The organism is Maribacter sp. IgM3_T14_3, assembly GCF_049603095.1.
Lineage (GTDB): Bacteria > Bacteroidota > Bacteroidia > Flavobacteriales > Flavobacteriaceae > Maribacter.
This window is the reverse complement of sequence record NZ_CP187138.1, coordinates 2953292-2966154: the sequence shown is the minus strand read 5'-3', so window position 1 is coordinate 2966154 and position 12863 is coordinate 2953292. Positions and strand designations below refer to the sequence as shown.

14 protein-coding genes and 1 pseudogene are annotated in these 12863 nt (G+C 41.8%); 14 read left to right on the top strand and 1 reads right to left on the bottom strand.

The window, feature by feature from the left end; genetic code table 11:
* Positions 1-13 precede the first annotated feature (13 nt).
* On the bottom strand, positions 14-1222 hold the full coding sequence (locus ACPF9A_RS13235) for an alpha/beta fold hydrolase (RefSeq protein WP_423997625.1): 1209 nt from the start codon (positions 1220-1222) through the stop codon (positions 14-16).
* A 507-nt stretch (positions 1223-1729) separates the two neighbouring features.
* Here ACPF9A_RS13235 and ACPF9A_RS13230 point away from each other — a divergent pair.
* From ACPF9A_RS13230 to ACPF9A_RS13165, 14 genes and pseudogenes are all read left to right on the top strand, one after another.
* Positions 1730-2494 (top strand): phage integrase SAM-like domain and Arm DNA-binding domain-containing protein, encoded by a 765-nt coding sequence (locus tag ACPF9A_RS13230; RefSeq protein ID WP_423997623.1) that lies wholly within the window; start codon positions 1730-1732, stop codon positions 2492-2494.
* Positions 2495-2506: 12 nt separating this feature from the next.
* Positions 2507-2956 carry a tyrosine-type recombinase/integrase gene (locus ACPF9A_RS13225; RefSeq protein WP_423997621.1) on the top strand — a complete coding sequence of 150 codons (450 nt, stop codon included), beginning with the start codon at positions 2507-2509 and terminating at the stop codon, positions 2954-2956.
* A gap of 202 nt (positions 2957-3158) precedes the next feature.
* Positions 3159-3509 (top strand): hypothetical protein, encoded by a 351-nt coding sequence (locus tag ACPF9A_RS13220; RefSeq protein ID WP_423997619.1) that lies wholly within the window; start codon positions 3159-3161, stop codon positions 3507-3509.
* A 371-nt stretch (positions 3510-3880) separates the two neighbouring features.
* Positions 3881-8059 (top strand): hypothetical protein, encoded by a 4179-nt coding sequence (locus ACPF9A_RS13215; RefSeq protein ID WP_423997617.1) that lies wholly within the window; start codon positions 3881-3883, stop codon positions 8057-8059.
* A gap of 177 nt (positions 8060-8236) precedes the next feature.
* Complete coding sequence (locus ACPF9A_RS13210; RefSeq protein WP_423997615.1) at positions 8237-8569, top strand: hypothetical protein; 333 nt, start codon at positions 8237-8239, stop codon at positions 8567-8569.
* On the top strand, positions 8548-8781 hold the full coding sequence (locus ACPF9A_RS13205) for a hypothetical protein (RefSeq protein ID WP_423997613.1): 234 nt from the start codon (positions 8548-8550) through the stop codon (positions 8779-8781). Before ACPF9A_RS13210 ends, ACPF9A_RS13205 begins: the two co-directional genes overlap by 22 nt.
* On the top strand, positions 8774-8953 hold the full coding sequence (locus ACPF9A_RS13200; protein ID WP_423997611.1) for a hypothetical protein: 180 nt from the start codon (positions 8774-8776) through the stop codon (positions 8951-8953). Before ACPF9A_RS13205 ends, ACPF9A_RS13200 begins: the two co-directional genes overlap by 8 nt.
* Complete coding sequence (locus ACPF9A_RS13195) at positions 8934-9179, top strand: thrombospondin type 3 repeat-containing protein (RefSeq protein WP_423997609.1); 246 nt, start codon at positions 8934-8936, stop codon at positions 9177-9179. Before ACPF9A_RS13200 ends, ACPF9A_RS13195 begins: the two co-directional genes overlap by 20 nt.
* A gap of 214 nt (positions 9180-9393) precedes the next feature.
* Positions 9394-9888 carry a hypothetical protein gene (locus tag ACPF9A_RS13190; protein ID WP_424004479.1) on the top strand — a complete coding sequence of 165 codons (495 nt, stop codon included), beginning with the start codon at positions 9394-9396 and terminating at the stop codon, positions 9886-9888.
* A complete protein-coding gene (locus ACPF9A_RS13185; protein WP_423997607.1) occupies positions 9872-10339 on the top strand; it encodes a thrombospondin type 3 repeat-containing protein in 468 nt (155 codons plus the stop codon). The genes ACPF9A_RS13190 and ACPF9A_RS13185 overlap by 17 nt, the downstream gene beginning before the upstream one ends.
* Positions 10261-11031: a hypothetical protein gene (locus ACPF9A_RS13180; RefSeq protein WP_423997605.1), complete on the top strand. Its 771-nt coding sequence runs from the start codon at positions 10261-10263 to the stop codon at positions 11029-11031. The genes ACPF9A_RS13185 and ACPF9A_RS13180 overlap by 79 nt, the downstream gene beginning before the upstream one ends.
* Position 11032: 1 nt before the next feature.
* Positions 11033-11548: pseudogene (locus tag ACPF9A_RS13175) on the top strand (hypothetical protein); the annotation flags it as partial.
* 42 nt (positions 11549-11590) lie between these two features.
* On the top strand, positions 11591-11893 hold the full coding sequence (locus tag ACPF9A_RS13170) for a gliding motility-associated C-terminal domain-containing protein (RefSeq protein WP_424004477.1): 303 nt from the start codon (positions 11591-11593) through the stop codon (positions 11891-11893).
* 32 nt (positions 11894-11925) lie between these two features.
* A complete protein-coding gene (locus ACPF9A_RS13165) occupies positions 11926-12861 on the top strand; it encodes a PorP/SprF family type IX secretion system membrane protein (RefSeq protein ID WP_423997603.1) in 936 nt (311 codons plus the stop codon).
* Positions 12862-12863 lie beyond the last annotated feature (2 nt).

Genomic DNA, 12863 nt, shown 5'->3' with positions numbered 1-12863 from the left:
TTTTTAAATCGTCTTATACTAATTCTGTACTAATTAAAGCGCCTTCAGAAAGCGTTTTATGAACGGGACATTTATCTGCTATTTCTAACAACCTTTGCCGCTGTTTATCATCTAAATTTCCGAATATTTCTATTTCTCTTTTAAAAGTATCAATTTTTTTCCCCTCAGAAGAAACATTTTCTGAGTCTGCCGCATGTTCTTTCCCATGATCTACATGCACAATTACTTTTTGTAAATCCCACTTTTTACGGGTCGCATACATTCTTAAGGTCATTGCCGTACAAGCACCTAAACCAGAAGCCAAATAGTCATAGGGTGATGGCCCGAAATCATTTCCGCCAAAATCTATTGGCTCATCAGCTATTAACAAATGATTACCCGAAACAATTTCAGAAGTAAAGCCTTCATTACCTATGCTTACCGCCACTTGATGAGAAGTCTTTAAAACCTCTTTCTTCGGAATATTTAAATAACGTTCTGCCCAACCAGATATTACATTACCCACATAAGTAGAATCTGCACTATTCATCAATAAATGATCTGCCTTATCTATAGACACAAAACTCTTTGGGTGGTGCGCATAGCTGTATAATTCTTTCGCATTTTCGATACCCACTATTGCATCTTGTGGCGAATGAATAACCAAGAAAGGTTTTCTCATGTTCTTAAGTACAGACTCCAAAGGTTTAGACTCAATATAATCTATAAAATCTTTATTAATGGTAAAATCTCTACCCCCAATATTAACCACGGCTTTACCTGTTTCCTTAATTTCCTCTACACTAGACTTGAATAAATGCTGTACATGAGATGGAGAAGATGGTGCCCCAACAGTTGCAACAGCCATGACAGAATCTAATTCAGCAGCCGCAAAAATAACGGCTGCACCACCCAATGAATGCCCTACCAATAAAGATGGAGCCTTATACTTATCTTTTAAAAATTTCGCAGCGTGTATTAAATCTGAAACATTGGATGAAAAATTAGTTTCTTCAAATTCACCTTCACTTCCACCTAAACCAGTAAAATCGAACCGAAGCACAGCAATACCTTTATTTACTAATGCTCTTGAGATATTACGAACAGCAGAAAAGTTTTTATTACAGGTAAAACAATGCGCAAAAATCGCATAACTGTGTGCCTCTTGATTATTGGGTATTTCCAACCTTGCATCAAGTTGTTTTCCTTCTGAATTTGTAAATGTTACTTTTTCAAAGCCCATATTATGTTATTTCTATACTGTTAGCATTACCATTGCATTAGAAGTAAATAATAAAGAAAACTTACAAGGCTAAGGAATAATGGGTGTATTATTTAGTAAAGTCGAGGGTTGATCAAATTTACCCCATAAAAAAAGCCCCTTGATTTCTCAAGAGGCTTCTCGTTGTACAGGCGGAGAGACTCCCTTCGACTACGCTCAGGATAAACTTCTCATCTCTCCGTAAAATAACATTTAATAAAAATTCTCCATAAAAAAAGCCCCTTGATTTCTCAAGAGGCTTCTCGTTGTACAGGCGGAGAGACTCGAACTCTCACACCTTGCGGCACTAGATCCTAAGTTCAGACTTTATATATATCAAACTAAACCAAAACGAACCATATCTTATTAAATAATTGATTTATAGACACTTAAAAATTTACATAGTGTTGTTTAAATCTATTTGATATCGTAAAATGTGTTACCCATGTGTTACCCCGAATGTTTATCTTTATGAAAAATGGTTCAACTATGGCAACTTTAAAAACAGTTCTTCATTCAAAAACAGATTCGACCGGCAAGAGAGATTATAGACTAGCTTTACGTTTGACAGTAAACCGAAAAAGAAGTTACTACTATTTAGGACAAAAAATAGAACCCAAATTTTGGGATGAACAGGGAGGAAAATTAAAAGTTTCTCATTCGAGGCATAAGCAATTGAATAGACTGATCAGAAAGAAATATGATGAAATTGAAGATATCATTTTTGAAATGGAAACTTCGAAACAGAATTATACGGCAAAACAAATAATCGATTCGATCCGAACAAATACTAAAAGGCAATCATTTTTCGAACTTGCAGATGAACACGTCAAAGATTTATTTGAGGCCAACAACTACAATAGAGCCATTTCTGACAGAAGTAAGATTAACAGAATTAAGGAATTTGCAAAAAATCGCAACTTAGAGTTTGAAGATATTGACGAAAATTTATTGAAAAAACTTAAAATCTATCTTCACACCACTTCTGGATTATCCGAACGGTCAATCATGAACGTGTTCGTCATGATAAGACTTTTCTATAATAATGCTATTAGTAAAAAAATAGTAGATAGGAAGTTCTATCCCTTTGGACGAGACAAAATAAAAATCAAATACCCACAAACGATTAAAATAGGATTGGATGAGAATGAAATTCGTAAAATCGAGGAGCTTGATTTGGACCAAAGAACTTCTGAGTGGCACACTAGAAACGTATTCCTATTCTCATTCTACCTTGCAGGTATACGGATTTAAGATGTTTTAAGAATGCGATGGAGTGATATTGTTGACAACAGACTGTATTATCAAATGAGTAAAAATAAAAAGGCAGATTCCTTAAAAATCCCAGAACCAGTAGTTACTATTTTATCGTACTATATTAAGGAAAAAAAAACTAACACTGATTATATTTTTCCTGAGCTTAAAACAGTGCCTACAAAAGACTCTAGAGCAATCTATTCAAGGATTAAAACCTCGATTAAGAGACTTAATTCTAATCTGACGACGATTGCTAATCTTGCAGAAATCGACAAAAAAATCACCAATCATATTGCCCGTCATAGTTTTGGAAATATTGCTGGCGATAAGGTTTCACCGCAAATGTTGCAGAAATTATATAGGCACACCCATCTTAGCACAACCATTGGTTATCAAGGTAATTTTATACATAAAAATGCAGATGAAGCTTTGGATGCCATAATTAATTTTTTAAAATAAGCTTGCCATATTACTTATTTACAACAGTGTAAAACATTCACAATCTCTGAGTGGTGATCTTCTCCCGTTAAGCTACACTTATTCGAAAACTGATTTTGTATTCGATTATTTAAATGAAGGCAAAAGTTTTAAAGGCAATAATGATATAACCAATTCTTTAACTTGGTCTCAACCTTTTACTCATAACGATTTCCAACTTTCAATGGGATCCAATTTCAGAACTGGAATACCCTTTACGGCCGCTAGTACACGAATAGAAAACGATGCTGTAGAAATTACTTTTGAAACGCTAAACAATCAACGTTTAAAAAATTACCATCGGTTAGATGTTTCTGCGCTTTACGATTTCAATCAAAACAAAAAGGAAAGTAAGATAAATTGGCGATTGGGTGTGTCCTTGTTAAATGTGTACGGAAGGCAAAATGAACTCAGAAAAGAATTTGAACTTATGAATGATTTTGATGACGAAGGGAATGTAACTACAGAATTACGAGAGCTAACTCGTTTTTCATTGGGGTTTACACCTAATTTAGTTTTTAGACTAAGTTTCTAATTCGTTTACAAAGTGCTTATCGAGCGAGTTACCAAAAACCCCCTTATCCTACATGAGCAACTTAAAGAGTGTTATTCATAAGCTAATTCTTGTTAATATTCTATTATATATATAAATAAATAACTTTAACAGAGCACACGATTAGCCACAAAAGTAAGTTAATTCGTCTACACTTTTAAGTACTTTACAACATTTTTTTGGATTTTGAAAACAAATTTAAAAATATTTGCATTGTAGAAATACGTCAAAAAAACATTGTGAACAAACTCAATAATTAGTTTTAAGGGATTAGAATAATTGGACTTACAATACGTGATTTCTTACAAACATACTGCTTCACGGCAATATGGATAATTTAAATACATACCATTATGATTTCATCAAAATTCTCCCAATTCCCAAAACAGTCTTTCTGTTTTAAAAATAAATTGTTTCAGTTTTTACTATTTTCATTAGTTCTTTTTGGTACGCAAATTACAAGCGCACAATTAGGCAAAACCCACTATCTACCTCCAATGTATGGCGGAGCTTATAACACCAATTGGTGGCAAAACCAAGAAGTCCACTTATCTACCGCAGAAACAGGAACCATAACCGTAACCATAACAGATGGTTCGGGTACTGCTTACGGAGCAGGTAACAATGGTACTCCTGGGGAATATGAATTTAGCAAGGGTTCTCCGTATGTTCTAAGTCTCGCTACCAATGATAATGGGGTTTCTGCAATTCCTGCAAGCGATTTAGGTACGGTGCTCACCACAGCAGGCTTAAAATTTGTATCTACGAATGACTTCCATGTAAATTTTAAAGTACAAAGTGGTTCTCAAGGGGCTAGTTTAACCTCTAAGGCAGAATCTGCTTTAGGAACGCATTTTAAATGGGCTGGTCCAGAGAATATATCTTCTGATGACAAGGCCAATGGCATTCTTTGCATCATGGCTACCGAAGATGGTACCGTCGTCGATATTACAGATTATGACCCTGCTACGGTTTTTAGCTTGGGCACAAACACTAGCGGAATTACAGACGATAGCTTACAAATTACCTTAAATGAAGGTGAAAGTTATGTTTTAGCTGCAAACGCTAATATTAGTGCCATAAACAGAGTAGGGTTTTTAGGCGCAGATGTTACCGCTTCTAAACCTATTGCAGTAACCACAGGTGGTTCACACTACACGACCACTTCTGGTTTGGACCTTGGTATTGACCAATTAGTACCTATAGCTTTGTTAGGTACAGAATACGTTATTATTCAAGGAAACGGAGGGACTACGGAAAAGGTATTCGTTACGGGTACTGCAGATGGCACCCAAGTTACCGTTAATGGAACGCTATACGGCACCGTTAACAATGGCGATTATCTTACCATTCCTGGTACTGAATTTAGTGTCAATGGGAATATGTATATACAAACAAATACTGCTACATACATACATCATTCACTAAAAGGAGCTTCTGGTGGGAATACAGATGGATTAAATTTTGTGCCACCACTATCCTGTTTTAATAGTAATGTGCTAGACGAACTTTCTAGCCCAAGGGTCATAGCTGGCACTTCTTATGCAAATTCTAGTTTTATGATTACCACTATAGCAGGGGCTGCCTTGTCTATAAATGGTACCGTTACAGCTATTTCCGAGCAAGCTGTTACAGGCAGTAACATATGGGCAACCTACCGAATTCCCATAGATACTGATGGTAACTACACTATAGAGAGTACAGGACCTCTAGCGGTAAGTATCTTTGGTGGCTCGGGAAATGCGGGCTTTGGGGGTTACTTCTCTGGTTTCGGAAACGCACCTTACTTAGAGGCCAACCCCTACCAAGATTATTGCTTTGATGAACTCTCTGTGATAAGTAGTGTACCACCATCTAATGTAACATGGTACAGAGATGGGGTAGAGATTGTAGGAGCTAACCAAGATACTTTCATTCCTACAAAATCGGGTACCTACTCGGCTTTAATAGATGTGGCTTTTTGCCAATCCTTTTCCAGTCAGTTTTCTTATGTTTTTGAAGATGATGACCTAGATGGACTTCCGAATGATTGTGACCCTAACGATGAAAATACCGACACCGATGGTGATGGCATCCCAGATGGTGCAGATGCCGATGTAAATGGTGATGGCATCCTTGATAATGGTGGTGATTGTGACGGTGACGGTATCAACGACCTTTTTGACGGGGACGATGAATCAGACTGTACAGGTACCCCAGAAACCTTACCGGATTCTGATGGAGACGGTATACCAGATGTAAACGATCCTGTAGATGATAGTATAGATAGTGATGGTGACGGTCTACCCGATGCCCTAGATCCAAACCCAAACAACCCAGATACCGATGGTGATGGTGTACCAGATGGCGCAGATGCAGACCCAGACGGCGACGGCACTCCAAATAATGGAACAGATAGTGATGGTGATGGTGTAAACGACAATCAAGATATAGACCACCCTAGTAATGCAGGTGCCACAGATTCTGACGGCGATGGTATTATAGACGAGTACGATACCATAGATAACTTAGCAGATGCCGATGGTGATGGGTTACCAGACGATTTAGACCCAGACGATGCTAACTGTGATATTGATAGTGATGGTATTGTTGACGGGGCAGATGTAGATGTGAACGGTGATGGTGCTGTTGATAATGGTGCTGACGCAGATGCAGACGGACTAAATAATGTTTTTGACGCAGATACTAACAATGATGGTACCGTAGATAATGGTCCAGATGTAGATGCAAACGGACTTAATGACGATGTACAGCCTTTAGATACCGATGGCGATGGTATTCCAGATGGCTGTGATAGTGCAGTTTCGGACCCTTGCGCTCCTGATACAGATTCCCTTTGGGCAGCATCAGGTTCTAGTGACTGTGATGCCGATGGTTTAACCGTTGATGAAGAAACTGCCTTGGGTACAGATCCTGCAGTTGCCGATACCGATGGTGATGGCATCAATGACGGCCAAGAAGTAAACACCGATGGTACAGACCCCTTAAATGATTGTTTTTCAATAGGCGGAACGCCACTAGGCACAAGTGATTGTGACGGCGATGGCGTAATCAACTCCGCGGATATCTGCGAAGGTTTTGATGATACTTTAGATAACGATGCCGATGGCGTACCAGATGGTTGTGATCAAGATGATGATGATGATGGTAACCCTGATACTACAGATCCAAATCCAACGGTAGCAACGGCAGTTGATGATGCGACTACAGCAGATGTAGGCGTGCCAAAAACAGCCAATGTGTTGTTCAATGATGATTTTATTCCAGGTGCTGGTATTAGCTTAACCGATGAAGGAACAGGAACTGCGACGGGCACAATTTCAATTAACCCAGCAACGGGTGAAATAACTTATACACCTACAGCAGCGGAAAATAACTCAACAGTTACGATTGACTATAAGGTTTGTAATGGTACAGTTTGCGCAACAGCAACATTAGAGATAACCACTCCAGCCTGTACCGATAGTGATGGTGATAATATTTGTGATGCACTAGACACTTTTCCTTCAGATCCGTGTCAGCCAAGTGCTGATCCAAACTGGATACCACAAGCGACTACTGATTGTGATGGTGATGGAGTTACGCACGCACAAGAATTGATTGATGGTACAGACTCAACGAATGCCTGTAGTTTAATAGTGGCAAACCAAGATGCAACACCAAGTGCTGCCTGGAACGCTGCTGACTGTGATGGCGATGGGGTAACCAATGGTCAGGAAGTTACTGACGGAACGGATCCATTGGATGATTGTTCTTACCTAACTGCAAGTATAAGTGAGACCGTAACCTCAACAAGTGATTGTGATGGTGATGGTGTGCCGAATAACGTAGAAGCAACGGATGGAACCGACGGACAAGACCCTTGTTCTTTCGTACTGGCAAGTGCAAGTGTAGCACCAAGTGCTGCCTGGAACGCTGCTGACTGTGATGGCGATGGGGTAACCAACGGTCAGGAAGTTACTGACGGAACGGATCCATTGGATGATTGTTCTTACCTAACTGCAAGTATAAGTGAGACCGTAACCTCAACAAGTGATTGTGATGGTGATGGTGTGCCGAATAACGTAGAAGCAACGGATGGAACCGACGGACAAGACCCTTGTTCTTTCGTACTGGCAAGTGCAAGTGTAGCACCAAGTGCTGCCTGGAACGCTGCTGATTGTGATGGCGATGGGGTAACCAACGGTCAGGAAGTTACTGACGGAACGGATCCATTGGATGATTGTTCTTACCTAACTGCAAGTATAAGTGAGACCGTAACCTCAACAAGTGATTGTGATGGTGATGGTGTGCCGAATAACGTAGAAGCAACGGATGGAACCGACGGACAAGACCCTTGTTCTTTCGTACTGGCAAGTGCAAGTGTAGCACCAAATGCTGCCTGGAACGCTGCTGACTGTGATGGCGATGGGGTAACCAACGGTCAGGAAGTTACTGACGGAACGGATCCATTGGATGATTGTTCTTACCTAACTGCAAGTATAAGTGAGACCGTAACCTCAACAAGTGATTGTGTGATGGTGATAACGTGATGACCGAATAACGTGGCAAAGCAAACGCTGCTGATGGAACCGACGGACAACGGACCCATTGTTCTTTCGTACTGGCAAGTGAGACCGTAACCAACAAGTGAGATGTGATGGTGTGCCGAATAACGTAGAAGCAACGGATGGAACCGACGGACAAACCCTGTTCTTTCGTACTGGCAAGTGACTGCCTGGAACGCTGCTGACTGTGATGGCGATGGGGTAACCAACGGTCAGGAAGTTACTGACGGAACGGATCCATTGGATGATTGTTCTTACCTAACTGCAAGTATAAGTGAGACCGTAACCTCAACAAGTGATTGTGATGGTGATGGTGTGCCGAATAACGTAGAAGCAACGGATGGAACCGACGGACAAGACCCTTGTTCTTTCGTACTGGCAAGTGCAAGTGTAGCACCAAGTGCTGCCTGGAACGCTGCTGACTGTGATGGCGATGGGGTAACCAACGGTCAGGAAGTGACGGAACGGATCCATTGGATGATTGTTCTTACCTAACTGCAAGTATAAGTGAGACCGTAACCTCAACAAGTGATTGTGATGGTGATGGTGTGCCGAATAACGTAGAAGCAACGGATGGAACCGACGGACAAGACCCTTGTTCTTTCGTACTGGCAAGTGCAAGTGTAGCACCAAGTGCTGCCTGGAACGCTGCTGATTGTGATGGCGATGGGGTAACCAACGGTCAGGAAGTTACTGACGGTGGATGATTGTTCTTACCTAACTGCAAGTATAAGTGAGACCGTAACCTCAACAAGTGATTGTGATGGTGATGGTGTGCCGAATAACGTAGAAGCAACGGATGGAACCGACGGACAAGACCCTTGTTCTTTCGTACTGGCAAGTGCAAGTGTAGCACCAAATGCTTTGGAACGCTGCTGACTGTGATGGCGATGGGGTAACCAACGGTCAGGAAGTTACTGACGGAACGGATCCATTGGATGATTGTTCTTACCTAACTGCAAGTATAAGTGAGACCGTAACCTCAACAAGTGATTGTGATGGTGATGGTGTGCCGAATAACGTAGAAGCAACGGATGGAACCGACAAGACCCTTGTTCTTTCGTACTGGCAAGTGCAAGTGTACCCTGCGAACGTTCTTTCGTGACGATGGGGTAACCAACGGTCAGGAAGTTACTGACGGAACGATCCATTGGATGATTGCTGCAAGTATAAGTGAGACCGTAACCTCAACAAGTGATTGTGATGGTGATGTGGAATAACGTAGAAGCAACGGATGGAACCGACGGACAATGATGCTGCCTGGAACGCTGCTGACTGTGATGGCGATGGGGTAACCAACGGTCGAAGGGAACGGATCCATTGATGATTGTTCTTACCTAACTGCAAGTATAAGTGAGACCGTAACCTCAACAAGTGATTGTGATGGTGATGGTGTGCCGAATAACGTAGAAGCAACGGATGGAACCGACGGACAAGACCCTTGTTCTTTCGTACTGGCAAGTGCAAGTGTAGCACCAAGTGCTGCCTGGAACGCTGCTGACTGTGATGGCGATGGGGTAACCAACGGTCAGGAAGTTACTGACGGAACGGATCCATTGGATGATTGTTCTTACCTAACTGCAAGTATAAGTGAGACCGTAACCTCAACAAGTGATTGTGATGGTGATGGTGTGCCGAATAACGTAGAAGCAACGGATGGAACCGACGGACAAGACCCTTGTTCTTTCGTACTGGCAAGTGCAAGTGTAGCACCAAGTGCTGCCTGGAACGCTGCTGACTGTGATGGCGATGGGGTAACCAACGGTCAGGAAGTTACTGACACGGAACGGACATTGGATGATTGCACAATTTGACGGAACGAATCCATTGGATGATTGTTCTTACCTAACTGCAAGTATAAGTGAGACCGTAACCTCAACAAGTGATTGTGATGGTGATGGTGTGCCGAATAACGTAGAAGCAACGGATGGAACCGACGGACAAGACCCTTGTTCTTTCGTACTGGCAAGTGCAAGTGTAGCACCAAGTGCTGCCTGGAACGCTGCTGATTGTGATGGCGATGGGGTAACCAACGGTCAGGAAGTTACTGACGGAACGGATCCATTGGATGATTGTTCTTACCTAACTGCAAGTATAAGTGAGACCGTAACCTCAACAAGTGATTGTGATGGTGATGGTGTGCCGAATAACGTAGAAGCAACGGATGGAACCGACGGACAAGACCCTTGTTCTTTCGTACTGGCAAGTGCAAGTGTAGCACCAAATGCTGCCCGAACGCTGCTGACTGTGATGGCGATGGGGTAACCAATGGTCAGGAAGTTACTGACGGAACGGATCCATTGGATGATTGTTCTTACCTAACTGCAAGTATAAGTGAGACCGTAACCTCAACAAGTGATTGTGATGGTGATGGTGTACCGAATAACGTAGAAGCAACGGATGGAACCGACGGACAAGACCCTTGTTCTTTCGTACTGGCAAGTGCAAGTGTAGCACCAAGTGCTGCCTGGAACGCTGCTGATTGTGATGGTGATGGGGTAACCAACGGTCAGGAAGTTACTGACGGAACGGATCCATTGGATGATTGTTCTTACCTAACTGCAAGTATAAGTGAGACCGTAACCTCAACAAGTGATTGTGATGGTGATGGTGTGCCGAATAACGTAGAAGCAACGGATGGAACCGACGGACAAGACCCTTGTTCTTTCGTACTGGCAAGTGCAAGTGTAGCACCAAGTGCTGCCTGGAACGCTGCTGATTGTGATGGCGATGGGGTAACCAACGGTCAGGAAGTTACTGACGGAACGGATCCATTGGATGATTGTTCTTACCTAACTGCAAGTATAAGTGAGACCGTAACCTCAACAAGTGATTGTGATGGTGATGGTGTGCCGAATAACGTAGAAGCAACGGATGGAACCGACGGACAAGACCCTTGTTCTTTCGTACTGGCAAGTGCAAGTGTAGCACCAAAGTGCTGCCTGGAACGCTGCTGACTGTGATGGCGATGGGGTAACCAACGGTCAGGAAGTTACTGACGGAACGGATCCATTGGATGAGTGTAGTTTGGTCGTTACCAATCAAGACGCAACAGCAAGTGCTGGCTGGTTATCCTTAGACTGTGACGGTGATGGAATAAGTAATGGTCAGGAGATAATTGATGGCACAGATCCTTTAGACGATTGTGATGCTTTAGGTGGTACGCCACTTGGAACAAGTGATTGTGATCAAGATGGATTGACTAATGATGAAGAGCTTACTTTAGGAACAGACCCTAATGATCCTGATTCTGATGGCGACGGTATTTTTGATGGGCAAGAATTTATAGATAATACAAACCCATTAGATGATTGTGATTCAATTGGAGGAACGCCACTTAGTTCGAGCGATTGCGACCAAGATGGCTTAACCAATCAGGAGGAAGCTGATTTAGGCACCGACCCCAAAAACGAAGACACCGATGGTGACGGAATTTCCGATGGTCAGGAAATAATTGATGGTACGAATCCGTTAGAGCCTTGTAGTGCAATCGGCGGTACCCCACCAGCAGGTGTTGTGTGTGATATTGAGATCGAAAGCGATCTTATCGGTCCGGGAATCAATGATGGTGTGTTTAAGATTAATAATATAGAATCTTACCCTGATAACACGGTCAAGGTATACAACCGTTGGGGCATATTGGTCTTCGAGACGCAAGGTTATGACAATGCGAGCAGGGCGTTCCGAGGAATCTCAAATGGTAGAGTAACCATTCAACAGAATAAGGAGCTACCAGTAGGTATCTACTTCTATATCATCGAGTATAGTAACGATCAAGAAGGTAGAACTAAGAATGGCTACTTATACATTAACCGATAAGCATTAACCAATCCCCCAATACAATTAAAGACATGAAAAATATAAGAATAACAGTATTGTTGCTAATGGCCTCTTTCGGAGGCCTAATGGCCCAGCAAGATGCGCAGTACACGCAATATATGTATAATACAGTTTCGGTAAATCCGGCTTACGCTGGTTCGAGGGGTGTTTTAAGCATCACTGGTTTACATCGCTCGCAATGGGTAGGTTTAGATGGTGCACCAACGACTCAGACTTTAAATGTGCATTCACCAGTTTCAAGAAGAGTAGGTCTTGGTCTGTCGATTGTTAATGATGAGATTGGTAATGGCACGAATCAAGATACGTATTTTGATGCAGCTTTTTCTTATACGATACCAACTTCAGATACGGGTAAGTTATCCTTTGGTTTAAAAGCTGGAGGGCACTTGCTGAATATTGATTTTAATCAGTTGCAGAATTATAGTAATGAAGCAGGTACTTTTGGCTTGTCTAATATTGACAAGAAGTTCTCTCCTAATTTCGGAGCAGGAGTTTATTATCATACGGAGAAGTTCTATGCGGGCTTATCTGTTCCTAATTTTTTAGAGACAGAGCACTTCGATACTTCAGGAACAAGTAGTTCATTGGCCCAAGAGCGCTTGAATATTTATTTGATTACGGGTTACGTGTTTGATTTGAACCCGAATTTAAAGTTTAAGCCTGCTGGGTTGTTAAAAGCAGTAAGTGGAGCACCACTTCAAATAGATCTATCAGCGAATTTTATGTTACGGGAGAAAGTCACCTTAGGAGTAGCCTATAGATGGGATGCAGCCCTAAGCGCACTTGTTGGCTTTCAGATTTCAGATCAATTTATGTTAGGCTTAGCGTATGATAAGGAAACCACGGAATTGGGTAATACCTCCTTTAACGATGGATCTTTCGAATTTATGTTACGTTATGAATTCAAATCAAGATATAAAAATATAATAGCACCAAGATTCTTTTAAAA